Annotated in this window: 6 protein-coding genes; 4 read left to right on the top strand and 2 right to left on the bottom strand. The window is 55.9% G+C overall.

The genetic code is table 11. The annotated features are described in order from the left end of the window. Positions 1-3: 3 nt before the first annotated feature. Positions 4-11,106 (bottom strand): YDG domain-containing protein, encoded by an 11,103-nt coding sequence (locus Pla100_RS10370; RefSeq protein ID WP_146577616.1) that lies wholly within the window; start codon positions 11,104-11,106, stop codon positions 4-6. A gap of 538 nt (positions 11,107-11,644) precedes the next feature. On the opposite strand from Pla100_RS10370, the gene Pla100_RS10365 reads away from it, so the two are divergent. Beyond that, positions 11,645-13,285: a ShlB/FhaC/HecB family hemolysin secretion/activation protein gene (locus Pla100_RS10365; protein WP_231602922.1), complete on the top strand. Its 1,641-nt coding sequence runs from the start codon at positions 11,645-11,647 to the stop codon at positions 13,283-13,285. A 451-nt stretch (positions 13,286-13,736) separates the two neighbouring features. Here Pla100_RS10365 and dnaE read toward each other — a convergent pair whose 3' ends face one another. Further along, on the bottom strand, positions 13,737-17,945 hold the full coding sequence (dnaE, locus tag Pla100_RS10355) for a DNA polymerase III subunit alpha (protein WP_146577614.1): 4,209 nt from the start codon (positions 17,943-17,945) through the stop codon (positions 13,737-13,739). 329 nt (positions 17,946-18,274) lie between these two features. On the opposite strand from dnaE, the gene Pla100_RS10350 reads away from it, so the two are divergent. Genes Pla100_RS10350 through Pla100_RS10340 form a run of 3 tightly spaced genes read left to right on the top strand, consistent with a single transcriptional unit; the run spans position 18,275 to position 21,075 of the window. Beyond that, positions 18,275-19,600, top strand: a complete 1,326-nt coding sequence (locus Pla100_RS10350; protein WP_146577613.1) for a leucine-rich repeat domain-containing protein — start codon at positions 18,275-18,277, stop codon at positions 19,598-19,600. Between the two features lie 3 nt (positions 19,601-19,603). Then, the gene (locus Pla100_RS10345) at positions 19,604-20,149 is read left to right on the top strand and encodes a DinB family protein (protein WP_146577612.1); all 546 of its coding nucleotides are present in this window, start codon (positions 19,604-19,606) and stop codon (positions 20,147-20,149) included. Beyond that, a complete protein-coding gene (locus Pla100_RS10340) occupies positions 20,146-21,075 on the top strand; it encodes an ion transporter (protein WP_146577611.1) in 930 nt (309 codons plus the stop codon). The genes Pla100_RS10345 and Pla100_RS10340 overlap by 4 nt, the downstream gene beginning before the upstream one ends. Positions 21,076-21,168 lie beyond the last annotated feature (93 nt).

The following is a 21,168-nucleotide window of genomic DNA, read 5'->3' as shown; positions in this document are numbered from 1 at the left end:
CTCTTATTGGTCTTGCTCGGAAAGTCCCGAACGATCAACGATCAACACTTCGTTGGTACTTTGATCGATATGTACTGGTTGCAAGACGTTGGGCGTTGAGTCTTGGATCGAACGATTCAAGCCGCTCGTCAACAGATCTTCGGTCCGATCGGACCATGGTGTCGGTGCGGAGTTGGACTGGCTGGTTCCGGTGGAGTCCTGGTTCGTGTTGGAAGGTCGGACGATCGAATCACGAACCGTTTCGCCGTTGGTGCGAGCGCCGACTTCACCGGCTAGCGACACCCCGGTGCGGATGAACGTCAGCGGGTCGACCGATTGAATGTCGAACAAGGGTGCGTCGACGGTGATCGGGCCGCCGAATCGATTCGATTGATTCTTGAGTTCGATCGGACGTTGGGACTTCAGCGACGTATCACCGCCGATTTCAATCGTGGCGGTGCTCGATTGCGTGATCTTGCCCTTGGTCGATTCAGCCCAAAAATGATCCACGATCCGAACCGTGCCCAGGATCAGATCACCGACGGATTGTGCGATCTCAGCATTTCGGGCGTCGACGTGAACCACGCCGACGAATTCGTTCTGCTTGCCTCGCAAGTGGACATCGCCGTCGACGTTGAGTTGAGTCTCGTCACCGACGGTGATGCGGCTATCGATCGTTTGCGTCAAATCACCGTTGGTGGTGGTGACGTTGAGCTTCCCTGGAGTTTGCACGTTTCCTAAGACCAAGCCGCCGTGATGATCGTGAATGGTGATTTCGGTACCGTCCAAGTGGACCGGTCCGGCGAAGTCGTTGTTGGAACCGTCCAAGATGATCCGACCGGCGGCATCGATGGTCGTTGTTTGGCCGACGTACAAGGTTCCTGTCGGATCTTGAGTGACATCACCGTTGGCATTGATCTGAAGATTTTCGTCGATGTTCAAGTTGCCCAGATGCGTGCCTCCATCGGGACTGTTCAAGGACGCGTTGCCGGCGTTGAGATGTCGTACAATTAAGTCACCGCCGTGGTGCGTGATATCGGCCAAACCACCGACGTCGATCGTGCCACCGGCGTCTTGAGCGAAGGTGTTGGTGACCGTGAAGTCGCCGCCGACTTCGATTCCGCCACCGTGCTGTGCGAAGTCGGTAATCGTCATTTCGCTGGCCTTCAGGGTGCCGCCGTTTTGGGTCAGCGTGTCGGCTTGAAACAAGCCGAAGACATCCAACACGCCGCCATCAAGTTGCAAGCTGCCCCCGCTGAAGGAATCCAATTGCACCGGACCGGCGACATGAGAACCGAACATCGGGGTCACGCCATGTGGGATGATCACGTTGGCAACGTTGGCCAAGTCGGGGACCGCGCCGCCGGCCCAATTGGCCGGGTCGTTCCAATCGCCGTTGGCACCGCCGATCCACGTGACACTGTTTAGCCGCGTGATTACGTTATCGAAACTTTGTTCGAAATTAACCACGTAGTTCGCACCCCCGTTGCCGTCGTCGATGATCGAGGAAGATGGTGTTAGCGTTTTGTTCACGCCGACGTTCTTATTGTCAAACGTCAAGGTCAACCCATCGAACGTATCGCCATCGATGCCGAGTTGGTTGGTCCAGTTTTGCAGTTGGTCGATCGTTGGAGCGATGTTTGTGTTGCCGTCATAAACTTTCGTCATCGTCGGCGCGGTAATTGTCACGTGCTTGGGTGTGATCACGCCGTCGTTTCCGTCAAAAACCGTTCCGCCGATGAGGACGTAGTTGTCGGCATCGGCTCCGGACAATGCCAAGTTTCCGACGGTGTAGTTCAAGCCGGTTCCCACATCGCGAAACTCGTAGCTGCCTTGTCCGCTGACCGTGACGGAGTCTCCGGCGAGCCAACCGTTCAGGGTGAGCGAAAGATTGTTCATTGCGACGTTCCCGTCGTAAACCTTGCTGACGCCGCTGGCACCAATGATCAGTTCGGCGCGGTGGATCGTGTGCGATCCGATCAAGTTGATGTCGTTGCTAAAGTTTCCGCCGCTGGCGATGAGGTCTCCCATCGTCAATCCATAGGAGCCGGTAGTTGCGTGGCCGCTGCTGCTGAGCGTGGGCGAGTTCAACCCGATCACGAAGGATGCACTCCCTCCGACGCCATCGTTGAACGCGTATTGATTGCCGTTGACCGTCGGAGTTAAGCTCGTGACCGTCAATCCCGCATCCATGTATTGAGCCGACAAGAAACCAAAACTCATCGCATCGCCGTAAGTCGACTCGGAATTGCCGAATCGGATCAAGAACTGTTCGGCGGGGACGATCGTGTAGTCACCCTCGACGAACGAGATCGCGTAGTTGGTCGATGTCAAACCGCCCGGCGAAAGAACCCCGGAATACGTACCGGCGGCTTCATCGACACCGACGCGCGTGATGGTCAGTGCCCCGCCGAGTTCACCGACCCCTTCGTTGCCGACGAACCCATGGAAGGACGCACCGGCATAGCCCGCGATATCGGACTTGGTCACAAACTTGCTGTCGTGGTTTGCGGTAACCGTCAGCGGCGCGGGGGTGATGTCGGCGGACAAACCGGTGGGCTGCGACAGCGCGTAGTTGCTCGCGTCGGCACCGGACAGATCGAATCCAGTCACCGTGACGGTTTGGCCGCTAGCGACGTCCTTGGTTGCAAAGTTCGCGATGTAGTTCGTTTGGATCGATACGTCATCTCCAGAAAATGTATCGGCGGTTGCGGTTCCCGAGAGTGTTGCCGATGTGGTGCTATCGTAGACTTTGTCGTCGGCGGTAACGCCCTGGATCGCGATGGCTCGCGGCGAGATGGAAGCGGTCGTCGTGGCTTGATCCGTGATCGAATAGTTGTTCACATCAGAGCCCGCGTAAGTCGTGGCGATCGTGACCGTTTTGCCCACGCCGACGTTTTTGTCACTGAAGGTACCGGACAGCGTATCGATCGAAACCGTATCGCCGCCGAGCAGCCCATTGAAGTTAATGCCGGAATCATCGACGATCGCCGTGGCGGTCGCGTCGTAGACTTTGTCGGCCGCAGTCAGGCCGCTAATCGTCAGCGACTTTGGGGTGATATCGGCGGTGGCAGTGGGTTGGTTCGTGATGGAATAGTTGCCCAGGTCAGCACCACCCAGGGTTGAGCCGGTAATCGTGATTGTTTTGTTTTCTCCCGCATTTTTATCGGCAAATGTTCCGATGACGTCGGCGATCGTAACGACGTCGCCGTCCAAAAGACCTGTTAAAATCGCACCGATGGCATCGACCGTTGCCGCGGTCGTCGCATCGTACTCGCGGTCGATGCCGGACATCCCGCTGATAGTTAATGATTTCTGTGTGATATCCGCCGTGGTGGTCGCTTGATCCACGAACGTGTAGTTGTTCACGTCCACGCCACCATAGGTCGTCCCGCTCAACGTTACCGTTTTGCCGGTGTCGACGTTCTTGTCCGCGAAGACGCCCGACGTGCCTGAGACGGTTAAGTCATCGCCGTGGATCATGCCTGTTAAGGTGACACCGGTGTGATCGATCGTGGCGACGGTCGTTGCGTCGTAGATTTTGTTGTTAGCGGTCAGACCGCTAACGGCGATCGATTTGGCGGTAATGTCGGCTGTGCTCGTATCGGTCGTATTGGCTAAGGTGTAGTTGCTCGCATCGGTGCCGGTTAGTTCAAGACCGACAATGTTCACCGTCTTGCCGGCATCTACGTTCTTGTCCGTGAATGTCGCCGTGCCACCGATGTTCATTATGTCTCCGACAATCGCTCCGTTGGCGGTGGCCGTGAAGCTGGCGTTGGTGGTGCCGTCGTATTCTTTGTTGTCGATCACCAGTGGCGTGGTGATCTGTTTTTGGTTGACGGTCAACATGCCGCCCGTGCTCGTGCCGATCGCGTAGCCGAGCTGGCTCGCCGTCGTGCCACTGGATGTCAGCGAGTGTTGGCCGATGATGGGATTACCGCTTGTCGAAGTCGTGCCACCAATTGTAACGCTGGGACTCGCGAAAATTTGACTCAGTCCGTCGCCGTTGACGCTTCCACTGACAGCAGGAGTGAGCGCCGCCGTCGAGTCGCCATAAGTGATCGTGGCATCCGAAACACTCACATTGATCGTTGGCTGTTCGCGATAAATGCCGAACAAACCGTTGCCCACGGGAAGCGAGAAGTTGCTTGCCGCTTTGTCGCTGTTATAACGGAAGTTGCCACTGCCGCTTCCGATCAAATCAGTCAATCCGGTACTGCCCGCTATACTACCGGTGTAGAAGGTGGCTCGACCGCCAGTGCCTGTCGTGATACTTGGTGAGCCAATAACGACAATGTTACCACCGGTTGACGTGCCTGCTGCCGTCCCTTGCCCGGCGTTGAGGACGATTGCTGCTACTGTGCTATTTGTGGTGGCAATGTTTTGACTGATCATCAAATCGCCCGTGTGCGTCGACACGTCGACGAAACCCGAAGCGTTAATGCCATTAGTCGAGCCAACGGTCCCCACGGTGAATCCGTCGATTTCGTTCAGCGTCAAACCACCGCCATCAAAGGCAAATGTCCCGATGGCGTTCAAGCTGTGAGCGAGTAAGGCGGTCCCGGGAGCAACGACAAGAAGTTTGTCAGCCGAGAGAGATCCTGGGCCTTGAGTCACATTGCCTGTCGCTTGCAGAAGTACCGTGTTTCCATTGGCGTTCAATCCACCATTGATCGCGATGTCGCCACCGTAGATTTCGATGTTTCCACTGACGACTTGATTGCTGCCAATGGTAATGTTCGCGGTGTTGCCGTCTTTACCGAGGCGCAGACTTTCCAGCGTACTCAGATTAGAAGGCGACCATGTCAGCGCCGATGTGAAGCTGGTGCCCAGCGGTTCAACAATCAAGCCGCCGGTTGTATTCACTGTCAGACCGGCAGCGATTGACAGGGCATCGGCGGTGAACGTGATGTCGCTGGTTGATGTTGGAACCGCCGTTCCGGCCGCTGAACCAATCACCACAGTACTTGTACCGCCGCGACGATTGAACGAAATGCCGACGGGATCGCCGGACGTTGCTGCCGTTGATCCGTTGAGCGTGATCGGGCCGCCATTGGCGAGGATTCGCGTGTAGTTCAGCTCAATGCCGTCGCCAACAAGTCCGCCAGAGCCGCTGCCGTTTGACGTTCCCTTGCCGATCACGCTGATACCGCCACCGACACCGGTGGCTTCAATAAAGGTTCCGGCGTTTCCGCTACCGTCACTGTAGTATGTCAGGATGCCGCTTGAGCCAGTCGTCGTGCTGCCCGACGCATCGCCGGTAATGCGAATTGCATCGGCGGTTGTGTTGCTTGAAGTAATCAGTGTCGTTGAAGATGGTTGATTCAGGAGAATTCCATAGCTGTACCCATTCGTGGTATCGTTGGACACGCCTGTGATCGCGATTTTTCCACTGCCGCTGTTGATCTGTCCTGAATTGACCAACACTCCCACCGCTTGTCCGGTAGGGGTGGCCTCCCCAGCGCCCGCCATCGTGATATCTCCACCGGCCGAGCTGATGAGCACATCCGTGTCGACTCGAATGCCATTCAGTTGGGTGGCTTCGGCCTGAGCAAAACCGCTGGGTAACCCGCCGACATCCGCGCCCCCGGCCAGCGTAATGTTGCCGCCCTGAGTCAACAGACTGTTGAAGTCACCGATGATAATTTGCCCGCCAGCCGTGGCGTCGGAATCCGCCCACAACGTGATGTCGCCGCCGTTGGTCGAGAACGTGCGACCGTCGTTTGTCGTGATACTGCCCGTGGCTTTCACGAGTAGGTTCGCATCGGTTGCCGTGGATGTGAGGTCGCCGTTGAGGGCCACATCACCGCCGAAAATCTTGACATTGCCATTCACGGTCTGACCAGCGCTGACTGTGATGTTGGCCGTGTTGCCTTGCTTGCCGATCGTGAACTCCGAAATCGTGTTGGCGAAGTTGTACGCTTTTGTCACAGCGAAGGGACTGGTGCTCGTCGGTTCAATAGTAACGGAACCGCTGCCCGTGAAGCCGCTGGTTGTAGGAGCGACATTGTTCTGGAAAGTGAGATCGCCATTGTTGATTGCTGTGCTGCCGGTATACGTGGAAGCACCAGTCAATGTCAGGTCGTTCGCACCAACCTTTTCGACATCACCCGTGCCACTGATGTTGTTGGCGACGGTGATGTTGTCGCTTCGATTGAACAGCAAGTCGGCGTTGTTAATGACGTTGCCCAGTCCCAGTGTGCCCGAACTTCCGCCATTGCCGATCTGCAGCGAACCGGCGTTGATGGTTGTTGTGCCGGAGTATTTGTTTTCACCAGTCAATGTCAGAGTGCCCGAGCCGATCTTGGCCAGATTCAGTGTATCGGCTCCGTTTTCGATTCGTCCTGCAAAGGTGGTGCTGAGATTATTTCCGCCGACTGTCAGAGTTGCGGGCGAACGCGCGATCAGGGCCGCGTGGTTTTGTTGAACTTCCGATCCGGTCAACGCGCGATCGTAGACCAGCACGATACCGATGCTGCCTCGTAATGTGTCGTCGACTGTCCAGTTGCTCTTGCCGATGTAGTTGCTGTTCAACACAACTTCGTTGGGAAGGGCAGTGTCGGCGGTTGTGATCTGCAGCCCACCGTTTGCGAACAAACGCAGGTTCGTTCCGTCGGCCGTGCCCGCATAACTACGAACTCCGCCGCCCGCTGGAATCAGCGTGTTCGCGCCCGTCACGTCAACCTTATGTTGCTCGCCGCTCGTGCCAGGGTAAAGCTCAAAGTTGACGGCATTGGTATTGCCGAATCGCGACAGAATGATGTTGTCCCCTGGCGAACCATTGCCGAAGTCAACAATGCGTTCCCAGATGTTCGCTGACCCAAAATCGGCGACGGTGAATAGCGTCAATCCATCAAGCACGCCGTCGCCGGATGATAAGAAGTTGGCTGGTAACGCGCCCAGTTGTGCGTACTGAGCGTTACTGGTGAGCTCAAACTGGCGTTGGCCTGCATTGTAAGTAGGATTGCCATAGAGAGTTCCGTCGTAGCCGTTGCCGCTCAGGTCATACCAGGTAGTACCTGTTCCGCTGTAAGACGCACCGTTGCCCGCATCGAGCCAAAGCACGATTCCATCACGCACGATCGAACCATTCTCAATCAGTCCGTCACCTTCGAGCGAACCGACCGTTTCATTGAAGCTGTTCAGGCTGAAGATGCCGTTGGTGTTGACGATCAACCGCGACAGATCGGGAATGACATTGCTGGCACCCAGCATCAGAATGCCGTCGTTGATGATCGTGCTGCCGCTGTAGGTTTGAGCCGTATTGATCCTCAGAAAGCCGCTGCCGTTCTTGGTCAGACTGCCATTCCCAGCAAGGACGCCGTTCAGATTCGATGCCGTACCATTCGATATCATCAAATCGACGGTTTGCCCCGCTGCACCAATCGCTACGCCACTGTTGACCGTGATGGCTCCGCTTGCCTGAAGATTGACCGTCGTATCAGAGGTTGTGGTTTTGCTAATGTTGCCACCGACCACAATGTCGCCGCCGAAGACACCAAGGTCGCCGTTCACGTTTTGATTTTTGCTGAGCGTCACATCGCCGGTGTTCGTTGCAGTATTGACCGTCAACGCTGTCAGCGCGTCGGTCGCGCCGACTTCACCATTGAGCGTTACATCGCCGGTGCCATTTGCGTTAATGATCAGAGCGTGTGAACCGTCGATGGTACTGGTCGCGCTAATCTCGCCGTTGCTGGTCGTGGTCAGAGACAGATCCGTGCCAAGCGTGACGGCGCTGCCGAAGCTCTGTCTGCCGGTCGTGGTGATGCTGCCACCCAGGTTTGCCAGCCCCGTAACATCGAATGCCGCAGCCGCCGCGATGTCAGCAGTCGTTTGGACCTGTGCGTTGACTGTCAGATCACCGATCGGATTGGTGCTGCCCACGGCTCCGTTGAACTGAACACTGCCAGCTGTGGAACTGGTTCCGCTGACGCCGATGGTAAAGCCGTTCCACTGTTCGTTGCTCAGGCTGTTCCATGTCAGTTGCGAAAAGGCATTGCCAAAGCGGATGGTACCGTGCGGTTCGCTATATACACCGATGCTAGACCCATTGACTCCGCCGTCGTTCAGTTGAAATGTGTTCCCCACGATCGCTTTGGTCAGGTTACCGCCGCCCCAGTACCCTGGCCCTGCGCCATTGAATCCCGAATAGGATTCAATGTCAAAATCCTGGTCAAAGCCGTAGCCATTCCCGTTCATGCTCACAATGCTAAAGGCAAGGTTCTCGATCGACTCGCTGAACGTCAATGTTTGTGAGCCACCGTACTGCAGTTGGATAATATCCGAGGTAGAAGGACCGTTTGCCACATTCGCACTGACGTAGGGAGAGGCACCGCTGAAAGTTGCACCTTGATAGCCAGTCCAGTAATTGGTTCCACCGGAAGTCTGCGCATATAAAATACCTTGGGGATTGTGGTACTCAACCGTGATCACATCCCCGCCGACCGTGATCGTGCCCGTTGCCGTCTTGGTCTCACTATCCCATGACGTCCAATCGATCCAGTAGTACGTGTTGCCGGGTGTAATCGTGGCCGTCAGATTCCACGGGTTGGCCGCGCTGTTGGAATCGACCGTCGAGTTAAAGATGATGTCGCTTTGAATCGTTGAGATGTTCGTGTGCGCGCCCAGCAGAACCGGACTGTTGTACGTTTGAATTCCAGTCGTATTGACCTCACCGCCGTTGATTTGAATGCCTGTACCCGCAGTTGTGGTCAACGAAGCCAGTGCCTTGCTTCCACCAACCGCTCCGTCAAAAGTGACCGAGCCGGAGCCAGCATTGATCGTGATGGCAGAAGACGCGAGATTCGTTTCGCGGACATAGCCGAGCACGGAGTAGATGGAGTCTTGGGTTCCCAAAAATGTAGTCCCTGCACTCAGATCGTTCCAAAGTCCCTCATCACCAAAGAATTGGCCTCGACTTTCGCCATTGGCATCTAAGGCACCATTAGGCTCGCCCGTGCCGAAGTTCGAATACCAACCGGGCTGCGCGGTTCCTCCGCCTCCTGCACCACTGCCTGCTTGAACAAAAAAGGTTTGGCCCGCTTCGGGTCCATCAACCCATTGCCAATTGTACGAACCGGCGGGATCAGGGCGATACGCTCCGATCCAAGCCCCACGATAGTCGGCCGCAATACCAGCGATCGCGTTTTCCAGTCGCGACGTGATCGTGACCAGGTAGCTATCACCGAGTGCCGCACCACCTGCTGTTCCATTCCTTGCGTTCGTCCGAGCCCAATCCCATGAATTCGCCTGGCCATCGGGGCCATCCACGTAGGTGTATTGATTGCCCGAGTTCAGCACGCCACCGAATTCAATGTTTCCGCCGTTGGAATCAAACGTCAGCCCGGCAACCGACGAATTGGCAACAATCGTTTCGCCGTTGATCGTGATATCGCCACCACCGGTTTCAATCGACTGAGCGACCGAGCCGGTGACGTAAAGGTCGCCGCCCACTTGCACCGTGGCGCCACCGATCACCGCCGTCGACCCATCACCGAATGTCAAGTCACCGCCGTTGGTCTTGATCCCTTGACCGGTAACAGTATTGATCCCGTCGCCCGAGTGATCGCTGTCGGCCAGCAATTGCACGTGCAGCTTCGCGGTGTTGCCGTTCTGCGTGGCGTCAATGCCAACCGTTCCACCGATGTTGATGTGCCGTGCGGCTTGCATTGTCAGCGTTGCATCGCCAGACATCGCGCCTGTGACGATGTCGCTGGTCAGGGTAATGTCGCCCAGATCTGTATTGTTTCCCGAGCTGCCTAGCGATGCATTGTTGGCCGTCGTTGTTACGGTAACGCTCGTGCCCGTGTTCAGCGTGCTGACAATGTTGCCAGCCGCGATCGCATCGATGACATAGTTGTACGGGTCAATCAGCCACAGACCGCCATTGCCAATCAGGGCACCCGCGTCGACCACGATGCCGTTGGTGTCGATTTGATTGCCCGATGTTTCGATCTTTCCGCCATCGCCAAACAGATCACCAGCTCGAGCGAGCAGCGTCCCGAACGCCCGGGTGATTGACTCGGGATTGGTAATGTCGGACCACAAGACGATGGTTCCGCCGTCGCCGGAATCCGTCGCCGATGCGTCGACGACTGCGCCCGCTTGCAGTGTTACGGAAGTCGCCTGAGTCATTTCGCCGGAGCCCTGCCAATCGCCACCGATCAACGCTGTCCCGCCGCCATGTGTGCCGCGAACGTCGATCGCGGAGCCCGATGCCAACGTGATATCGTCGGCTTCGATCCGTACGCTGCCGCCTCGTGATGAATTAGCGTCTTGCGATGAATCGTTCCGGGAGGCCGCGATCGTTCCATTGTGGAGGATTTTTCCGTTCGGATTGACCAGATACACCTCGCCGCCGGACGTGGCCGCCCCGGTGGCGCGGATTTGTCCCGTATTGTTGATCAATCCTGCCGTCGGGCTGATGCCATTGGTCAAAGTTTCCATCGACGGTTGGACGTAGGTCATGCCGTTGTTGAGCGTAACCTCGCCGCCACCGCTGAGCGTGATACTCCCGCCGGTAGTCGTGATGGAACCGTGATTGGCGATCTCATTAGCGATCAAATGCGCACCGCCTACACCCGTTTGAATGGTGCCGTGGTTGACGATCGAACCGGCCGATCCGTTGCGGCTAAATGCCATCGCGCCGCCAGCCATGAAGTCCTGATCGGCAACGTCGAAAGTGGATGCGGTAAATCCGTTTGTGTTGATCATCCCCGAGTTGCTGACCACGATGCCCGAAGGATTGACCAGGTAAACGTTTCCGTTGGATTGCACCGTGCCCGCGATCGTCGATGGCATGTTTTGTGACGTGACCCGGTTCAAGATGGCCGAGTTGGCATCGGGTAAGTTGAAATTCGCGACGTTACCCGCGCCGACGTTGAACGAGTCCCAGTTGACGATCGCCCGGGAGGTGGACGCGTTCACATCGAGAGCGTTGCCCGCCGCCACAATCGATGCTTGACCGGCGATCACATCAGCACCCGTCGGGAGTTGCGCCGATGCATCGCGACCGGCGAACACCGACGAAGCGACGATCAAGCCAAGTACGTGTCGACGTGCCCGCAGCCGACGAATCGTTCGATGAGACGAACGTGCCGACGAAATCTCTTTAGAAGTCTTTTTCATTTTGTTGCCCCGGAGTGGGATCGTGAGGATCGGATCGATGATCCAGATCGTGCCTTGGAAACTTTGGCGATGATCCCGAACGTTGTGCCTGCGTTCTTTGAATTGCCTGTGCCGCTTAGTCGAGTCACGAAGACGCTAGCGACTACGGATGAGTCTTCGGGTGAAGAGACAGTGAATGTTTGCCGGAAGAACTTCAACGTGGTAATTAAGTGACAAGTTGGCAGATACAGTTGCGACATGTGTTAAGAGCGTTATTATTAAACTGATTGTTGATCATTCGTTTCGATCCATGCAACATCAACGCTACCAGCATGGTCGTAAGGACGATGAGTTTCTTACGCTCCGGGGTACTCGGAATGATGGGGCGTAAGGAAATTCCGTTCCAGGGCTGGGAATGATAATGGGCAACGAAGGGGCATCGCGTGCGCTAAAACGCACGTTTTCGTGGGTCGGTTTAACTTTCTGCATTGCGTTTTGTTCAAGCGTTTCCGCATGGGGGCAGGCCTACGAGCGTTACAAACCGCTGGATGTTCCCTCGGTGCCTCGCGCCCCGGTCGACATTCCCACCCCCGAGCGACCCGCCGAGGGATCCCAGGATGATCGCGTCCTTGTCGGTGCTCTTGAGGCGGTCGTAATTGTCGACGACGATGAGAAGATCGCGACGGACGATTCGATCGATTCTTTAACAGGAATTCATTACGACTTTGTCGCAAGCGATTCGTTGGTTTACCGATCCGAGATACGCAATTTGATTGAAGCGCAGATCGGTCAACCGATCACGCTGCGAAGGATCAATCAGCTCAGCCGTGACATCATCGATGTTTACCGCAAACGAAAGCTGCCGATCGTCGATGTGTTGATCCCCGAACAACGGATCACGACGGGAACCTTGCATTTGGTGGTGATCGAATCGCGGGTGGGGCGAATTCGTGTCGAAAGCGGTGATCATTTTCGTTGTGAAGAAACGGCCCGATGGATTCGTTGCACCCGGCGTGGCGACCGGATCTATGAACCGTATCTTGAGAACGATTTGTTCTGGTTAAACCAAAGCCCGTTCCGCCGTGTCAGCGTGGACTTTGAGAAGGGTAGCTGCGAAGGGACGACCGACATCCGTTTTTTGGTTGATGATATTTGTCCGCTGCGAGGCTATACCGGTATCGACGATTCCGGCGTGTCGACGTTGAACTACGGACGCTTCTTTGCCGGTTTTCAGTATGGCAACTTACTTGGAACCGGAGCAACGCTGGGGTATCAATATACCGCCGACGAAGAGTTTCGATTGCTGCAAGCTCACTCGCTGAGCGTTTCGCAACCGATCAGTCGCAACTACACGTTCAACCTGTTTGGAAGCTGGGCGGGTGTCGTACCGGAATTGGCCGGCGGTTTAGGTCAGAACGGCGAAAGCTGGCAGGTGGGTTCGACGTTGATCCGACATTTCGTGCGGCGACCGGATCATTTTCGAAACGGAACGTTCGGTTGGGATTTCAAGTCGACCAACAACAACCTCGAGTTCGATGGCACGACGATCTCCGACTCGGCCGCCGATCTGTTTCAATTGCGAATGGGTTTCGATGACTTGGTGCGGACGGACCTGGATCAATTTCGATTCTTTAGTCTGGAAGGTTTCGTCGGTCCCGGGGGGACGTCCGGTTCGCACACGACGACGGCGTTCAACACCATCCGGCCGGGAACTTCGCCGCACTATGTCTATGGTCGGTTGCGTTATGACATGCAAAAGATCATCGCCGACGATTGGATGTTGGCGACTCGTTTCTTGGGGCAAGTGGCATCGGAACGATTGCTCTTCAGCGAGACGTTGGGTTTGGGCGGGTTTGATTCGATCCGGGGCACCGATCAACGAGCCTTCAATGCCGACCACGGTTGGATCGCCAATTTTGAGCTCGGTCCCAGAACTTTCCGTTGGGGCACTCCGGAAAGTCCGAAGGTCTTGCGTGCGTATGGCTTTGTCGATGTCGGAAACGGTTACATCGCCGATCCGTTTGCCGGTGAAGATGCCTACACGTTTGCCCTCAGCACCGGGGTCGGTGCGAGGTATCAACTCAGTGATCGTTTGATCGCCCGCTTCGATTACGGATTCGGAATCGAAGACGTCGACGCCGCCGACCGCAACGACCGCGCTCACTTCGGCCTGACGTGGATTCCCGGACCGCGTTTGTGAGTTTCGGGGCTTGTTCGAACATTACCTGCCTAATCGGCCGCAACTCGCTAATACGCTGTTGATCTAATTAGCCGTACCGCGTTAGCGGCGGTTAACCGAACGCGAACCGGGGCTAACGCCCATCGGCTAATGGTTGTCATTCGGTGTTCGACTAAATCAACACGCCGGTGAGCGAGGGATTCGTTGAAGTCGGGCAAGTCCAAGGCATCCCCCGCTCACGGGCTTGTTGATTTAATCGTAACCCGAAGCGTGAGTTTTGAAGTTGCGCTTTTTTCGTAACCCGCTGCGTAAGCGAGGGATAATTGATATTGACTCATCCCTCGCTTACGCTTCGGGTTACGATGAGGACTAAATCAACAGCCCGTCATGCGTCGGGTTACGATTACATCAACAGCCAGCTAACGCGGTACGGCTGATTTACGAACCAGGTAAGTTATTTGCGAACGAGTGTTTATCTCTGCGGCTTGCTCATCAACAGCTTGTAATGCCCACTGCCGAGAAGATCGTCAAGGCGTTCGCGTAATTGTGGCGTGATGTCGACGCGGAACTTGTTGGCTTTGAAATGGATCGTTTCGCCTTCCTGCAGTGCCATCGACAGTAGCAGTTCTTTTGTACCCGGGTAGCCACGGATGATTTCACGAACTTTCGAGATCGTGTTTTCATCGTGTTCGGCTTCGTCCAATCGGATTCGCATGCCGTGGGTGTAACGACTATCGAGTTCGTCCAGTGGCGTGAGGTCGTCAACGATCAGATTCACTTCGTCGCCGCCACCCCTGCGGTCGACTTTGCATTTGGCCAAAACGACCGCGTCGGGTTGTATTCGTTCGCCACAGACCGCGAACTGCTTGGGCCAACAAATGCAACGCACGTTGCCCTGCATGTCTTCCAAATCAAAATTTGCGTACTTGCTCGGCGCGCCCGGCTTGGGGTTCTTGGTGTGTGCCAATTTGATACTGCTCAACATCCCACCAACGACGACTTCGTCGCGGTCTTTGCATTCGGTTAAGCTCGCCGTCGTGTGCGTTCGGAAGGTCGCCAGTTTGGGTTCGAACTCGGCCAGAGGATGGCTGTGCAGATAAAAACCCAAAACTTCTTTTTCGGAAAGCAATTTTTCACGGTCGGGCCATTCTTCGATATCGGGCATCGGTACCGCCGGGGTGGCCGCGCTGCCGCCATCGGACTCTTCGTCGTCATCGAACGCGTCGAAGAAACTTGCTTGTCCGGTTTTCTTATCCGCTTGGACTTTCGCTCCGGCCTGCATCGCCCGTTCGATCATCACCGTCAGTTGGCTGCGTTTGGCGCCAAAACTATCAAACGCGCCAGCTTTAATGAGCGTTTCGATCGCACTGCGGTTGCAATCGTGCGGGTCGACCCGTTCGCAGAAATCGAACAGGTCTTTGAAGGGGCCGTTTTTCTTGCGTTCGGTTTCGATGCTGATCGCGGTCGACCCGCCGCATGCCTTGATCGCCGAGAGGGCAAAGGGGATCTTTCCGTCGAGCACACTGAAGTCGGCTTCGGAGGTATTCACGTCGGGTGGGATGACGTCGATGTTCATCCGTTCGCAATCTTCCATGTGCTCGACGAGCGCGTCCTTACGTTTGAAGTTCCGCCCCGAGATATCGCTCGACAACAAAGCCGCCATGAACTCGACCGGATAGTGAGCCTTCAGGTAAGCGGTCTGATAAGCGACGAGGGCGTACGCGGTTGAATGCGAGTTGTGGACGATCAAACCGTTGGCGACAAAATTATGATCGACATCAACGGTCAAATCGTAGACATCTGCCTTCCCCATCGCCTCGATCGAAACAATTTCGTCCCAAAAAATATCGCTTTGAGCGATTTCCGCCAGTTCAGGACTATCAAAAAAATTTGCCAATCGATTGACAGTTGAGCGTTGAAAACCTCGCTTGCGAGATTCCCCCACGCGACAGAATTCTCGAATTGAAACTCCACTTTCCCGCTCGAGGTCTCGCCAAGTTAAGCCTGACATAGCCCGGTTCTGTGCGACCAATTTTCTGACTGTTGTTTCGATTGATACCTCGCGGGCGACGCCAACGCGATCTCCCACGTTGAGGTCTTCGACGTTGGTCCATCCGTCATAGGTCTTCAGCGGGTGATTGGCCGTCGCGACGATCCTGCGTCCGGTTCTCGTGACGACTTCAAAGACGTCGCGAACGCCATTCCACACCACATCGGTCACTTTTCGCGGGACTAATTTTTGATGTTCGTCAAGTGCTTCGATGGTGAAGGGTTTTTTGGATCGGAACAGCTCTTCGACGGTCGTCTGCTCACCCGTCGTAGCATCGACAATAAGCGTGTCACCCACGACGCACTTATTGAAACCATAGCCCGCAAACTTGACGATCAGGTTCCAGATGTCTTCGGCGTCGCTTGCGGCGAGTCCGTTCTTGACGCTGCCTTCGATGAAGACGTCGTGGTTGGCGTCGATCAAAGCTTGCTTCTTTTTCGAGATCGCTTTGATGCACGTGTAGGCTTTGGCCAGAGGCACGTCGCCGAGGCGATTGAGAATCCGCATCACTTGTTCTTGGTAGACCATGATGGAGTTGGTCTCTTCCAAAATTTCCTTGAGCACGGGGTGCTTGTACTCGGGCTGTTGACGGCCGTGCTTGATGTTGACGTAATCGTCGACCATGCCTCCTTCGAGCGGTCCAGGACGGTACAGCGCCGCCGTCGCGATGATATCGTTGAACCGGTCAGGTTTCATCCGTTGCAACAAGTCGCGGATGCCGCCGGATTCGAGCTGGAAGACGCCTTTGGTTTCGCCACGTTGCAAAAGCGCGTAGCTGGCTTTGTCGTCGAGCGGGAACTTGAGCGGGTCGATCGTCTCGCCGGTGGTTTGTTCCACCAATTTGACGGTCCGCGAAAGGATCGTCAGGTTGCGAAGGCCGAGGAAGTCCATCTTCAACAACCCGGACGCCTCAACGTCGGCCATCGCCCACTGCGTGATCACGTCTTGTTTGCCCGGGACGCGTCCCAGCGGCACGTATTCGGTCAACGGTTTGTCCGCGATCACGACGGCGGCGGCGTGCGTGCCGACGTTGCGGGCGAGCCCTTCGATCTTCATCGCCAAGTCGAGCAGCTCGCGGATTTCCGGGTCGCCGTCGTAGATCATTTTCAAGTCAGCACTTTTATCGAGCGCTTTGGCGATCGTGATCTTAAGCTCGTCGGGAACCAGTTCGGTGATCTGGTTGACGCGAGAAAGAGGAATGCCGAGGGCGCGGCCGGTGTCCTTGATCGCCGCTTTGGCGGCCAACGTTCCGAACGTTCCGATCTGGCAAACCATCTCGCTGCCGTATCGTTCCTTAACGTAGTCAATCACTTCGATACGACGTTCTTTTTCAAAGTCGATGTCGATGTCCGGCGGCTCGGTTCGCGATTCATCGAGGAACCGTTCGAACAGCAGGTCGTATCGCAGCGGGCATACGTGCGACATGTACAACGCGTAACAAACGATCGCGCCGACGCCTGATCCCCGTGCGGTCGCGCTGATGCCGATGTCGCGGGCGTGGTTGACGAAGTCCCACACGATCAAGAAGTAGGTCGGATATCCGAGCTTCTCGATCACGTCGAGTTCGCGGTCCAATCGCGCCATGACTTCGTCGGACAGTTTGCCATCGATGATTCGTTCGGGGTCGCCCTCGTAACGTTCCATCAGGCCTTTTTCGCAAAGCTCACGTAGGTATTGCAGTGGCGTCTTCTCGTCCGGGCAGGGGAAGCTCGGGAAGAAGTACTTGTTGAACTCCAGTTCGATGTCGACCGTGTCGGCGATCTGTTGGCTTCGGGCGACGGCGTCTTCGAGCCCGGGGAACTTTTCGTACATCTGCTGCGGGCTGCGGAGGAAGAACTGGTCGTTCTCCATCTTCATCCGCGTGTTGTCGGTTCGGAACCGACCGGTGTTGATGCACAACATGATGTCTTGGGCTTCGGAGTCCTCTTGATTGACGTAGTGGCAATCACTCGTCGCGACGAGAGGCAAGCCCATTCGTTTGGCGATCTCGACGGCACCTTCGAGCTGATGTCGTTGGATGTCGACGTCGTTGTTCATGATCTCGATGAAGTATCGATCACCGAACACGTTGTGGAACCAACCGGCGATGTTGCGGGCTTCGGCTTCGTGTTCGGCCGTGTCGATGCCCTTGAGCACGGCGCGGCTGAATTCGCTGCTGACGCAACCGGACAGACAGACTATTCCTTCGCTGTATTTTTCCAAGATCTCTTTGTCGATCCGCGGCTTGAAGTAGAACCCTTCGAGCGACGCGGCGGAGGCCAACTTGATCAGGTTTTTAAAGCCTTGTCGGTTTTGGGCGAGCAGGGTTAGGTGATAGCTGGCCGCTTTGCTGCTACTCGCACCGCCCTTGTCGAACCGGCTTCCCGGGGCGATGTAGGCTTCGTAGCCGATAATCGGGTTGATGCCCGCGTCTTTGGCTTTGCGATAGAACTCCAACGCCCCGTGCAGGTTGCCGTGATCGGTCAGCGCCAGCGCGTTCATGCCGTGATCGACGGCCCGTTTGACCAACTTGCCGATGTCGCCTGCTCCGTCGAGCAAGCTGTAGTGACTGTGGCAATGAAGGTGCACGAACGGCGGGATTTCCGTTGCGGCCTGAATTTCCATTTCCGGGGCGAGGATGGTGTTGGACATCGCTGAGTGGATCCTTCGCGGACGAGTTCGTGTGTCGGACTTCCTCAAGGTAACCGTCGGTCGTGGGCGGAGTGAAGGAGGCTTTTGATTCAATCCAAAATGCCGATCTCAATTTCCTATTCGGTGATGGCCTGGGCTGCTCAAGAGGGGGGCAGAAACTTCAGATTGGGCAGGTTTTAACTCCGGATTACTGGCTCCCCTCGCCCCGCGTCGGGGAGAGGGGCTGTGGGTGAGGTGCATCGGCCAATATCTGTTGGTTGCGGATTTTGCCGACAAATTATAAGCTAATCGGCTTCCCACCGATCTTCCGACCCTCCATCGCCTGCGTTATGCCAATCCGATTTACTGTTGCTTTTGCTTTGTCGACCCTGTTTTTGATTTCGCTGGGTTGCCGCCGAGAGAACACGCCGACCGCCAAGACGCCCGAAGCGGCGCTGCCCGCCGAGTCTCCCGCTGCGGTAGCCTTGCCCGAAGACGATCCGGCGGACGTGGCGGCGTTGGAAGAGGCCGGGTTCTCGCTCACGAAGAACGACGCGGGCGTGGTGGTGGAACTTGCCGCTGCGGGTGCCGACAGCATCGCGAAATCGTTGCCGCTGTTGGACGGCGTTCCGAATTTGGAAGTCGCGCACTTCAACGGACCCGGAATCACCGACGAGGGGATGGAGAACTTGATCCACTTGAAGACAATCAAGCGGCTCGATTTCACCGATTCGGCGATCGGCGACAAGACGCTCGAAACGGTTGGCAAACTCGACACGCTCGAAGCGTTGTTCTTACGCCGCGCCGGGGTCACCGATTCGGGCCTTGAGAATTTGACCGGGCTGAAGAAACTCCGTGCGATCGATTTACGAAACAGCAACATCGGGGATGCGGGGATGGATTCGCTCGTGAAGTTGACTTCGCTTGCAGACATCCAATTGGAAAAATCCAAGGTCACCGACGACGGGCTGGTCAAGCTGGCACCGCTGAAGTTGAAATCGATCAATTTCAATTACTGCACCACGATCGGCAACAAGACCATGGCCGTCTTGGGCAAGATGCCCACGCTCGAATCGTTGCAGGCGGATTATTCCAAAGTCGACGACGCGGGAATGAAGGAACTTGCCGGACTGAAGAATCTCAAGCGTTTGCGGGTTCGCGGTTGTGACGTCACCGGCGAAGGACTGGCACACGTTCAAGGCAATCCGAAGCTAGCACGATTCGAATTGCGGGATACGTCGCTCGATGCCAAAGGCATGGACGTGCTTTCCTCCATGCCACAGATCGAATTCTTGGACATGGCCGAATGCCGACTCGTTCAATCCGAAGACATCGCCAAGATCGGAAAGCTTAAAAACCTCACTTTGTTGGGTCTGTGGGAAACCAAGACCGACGACGCGGCGGTGTCGCAGTTCGGTGATCTGACAAAGCTGCGGGAGCTGGATTTAAAGTCGGCCGCCGTGGGCGATGAATCGATCCCGACGCTGATGAAGCTGACCAATTTGGAACGGCTCAACGTGGCCGGAACGTTGTTTACCGATGACGGATTTCGAAAGCTCGGATCGTTGCCAAAACTGAAGTATCTCAACGTCGCCAACACGAGTATCGGGTTCGACGTGATCGACGAATTGGCTGAGTCACGCAAAGACTTGCAAGTCGTCGAGTTCGAGAACTAATTGATGCCATCGAAATCTCGCCGTCCCGATTCATCGGACGTGACGCTTGACTACCACCGCGAGTTGGTTCAGCGAGTTGCCGGATCGTGTGTGCTCGAAGTCTTGCACCAGCAGTTGTGGTGGATGTGCGAGTTGGGCGGTTGTTTGTCGTCGGAACTTGTCGACAAAATTCATCCGCCGTACACATGGACGGTTCGGCAAGTGGTGGAACATTGCGTCGATGCCGAACGGGTTTTTGGTGATCGAATCATGCGAATCGCCGCCGGGGATCAGACCGACTTGCCGCCGTGGGACGAGAACGCCTACGCGGCGTCACGTTTCGGGTTGGGCAACGTCAGCCATCTGATCACGGAATTGGGATATTTGCGTCAAGCGAATCTGTTGTTGTTGCAACGAATCAAGCCGCCGACTTGGAGTCATGTCGGAACGGTCGGTGGGCATGCCATCACGCCTCGAGGCATTGCCTGGATCAGTGCGGCTCACTTGCAGCACCATTTTGAGATCATCGAAAAGCGGTGTGAGATTTCGCCGAGTCGGAATCGCGAATGAAATCGAGACCGTTAACTCGCGATACGAAAACGCTGCAACGTCGCCTCGTGCAGCGTCCGCACGAGGCCGGGACGCGTCAACGGATGTACGACATTATTTTTGAGGCGGAGACGCCCGAGGGTCGTGCGTTTGATATCGGATTGCTGGTCGCGATTGTGACGAGTATCGTTTTTGTATCACTCGAAACCTTACCCGACTATCAAGTCACTCGCGTCGTCGATGGTCAGACGATTCATGATCTGCCTTTGTGGCTGGTCGTTGGTGAATGGTTGCTGACCATTTTGTTTACGTTGGAGTATATCGCGCGCCTGTTATGCGTTCGTCATCCGCTGAAGTACGCCACCAGTTTTTGGGGCATCGTTGATTTGTTATCCGTCTTGCCCGGGTATGCGGCTCTCCTAACGGGTGACTCGGCGCGTTCGTTCGTGATCCTACGCTCGGTCCGATTGCTACGCGTTTTTCGGGTCCTGAAGCTTTGGCGAATGATGAGCCAAGCGGACGAACTGGCCGATGCGATCTGGAATTCACGCGATAAGATCATCGTGTTTTTGTCCGTCGTGTTGGTCGCGGTCACGATCAGTGGCACGTTGATGTATCACATCGAATCGGTCATGTTCGGTAGTCTACCGGACAGCGACTTTACGTCGATTCCGCAGGCGATGTATTGGGCGATCGTCACGATGACGACGGTCGGCTATGGCGATGTCGTTCCGCATACGACGATCGGGAAGATTATCTCGGCAGCTTTGATCTTGCTCGGATATAGTTTGATCATTGTCCCGACGGGTTTCGTCAGCGCGGAACTGTCGAAGGGAAACAGCGAACCGATGGAGTTTCATCCTTGTCCGAGATGCGAGGCGGCACGCCACCGTAGCGACGCGGAGTACTGTTATCGGTGTGGTAGTGATCTGGATCGGCCGGCTTGAGAGCAACTGTTGGGCTTGTGCTGGTGTCCACTCGCTTGCCGGGCTGTTGATTTAGTGCGCGTTTGGGCGTTTTCGTTTAACGGCAAGCCGCAG

This window comes from Neorhodopirellula pilleata (assembly GCF_007859915.1).
GTDB lineage: Bacteria > Planctomycetota > Planctomycetia > Pirellulales > Pirellulaceae > Rhodopirellula > Rhodopirellula pilleata.
The sequence above is the reverse complement of the archived record's forward strand: the minus strand, read 5'-3'. Positions and strand labels throughout refer to the sequence as shown.

What these genes read in the sequence shown, in the direction of transcription:
- Pla100_RS10370 (WP_146577616.1), bottom strand. Translation starts at nt 11,106, where the DNA reads ATGAAAAAGACTTCTAAAGAGATTTCGTCGGCACGTTCGTCTCATCGA.
- dnaE (WP_146577614.1), bottom strand. Translation starts at nt 17,945, where the DNA reads ATGTCCAACACCATCCTCGCCCCGGAAATGGAAATTCAGGCCGCAACG.
- Pla100_RS10350 (WP_146577613.1), top strand. Translation starts at nt 18,275, where the DNA reads ATGCCAATCCGATTTACTGTTGCTTTTGCTTTGTCGACCCTGTTTTTG.
- Pla100_RS10345 (WP_146577612.1), top strand. Translation starts at nt 19,604, where the DNA reads ATGCCATCGAAATCTCGCCGTCCCGATTCATCGGACGTGACGCTTGAC.
- Pla100_RS10340 (WP_146577611.1), top strand. Translation starts at nt 20,146, where the DNA reads ATGAAATCGAGACCGTTAACTCGCGATACGAAAACGCTGCAACGTCGC.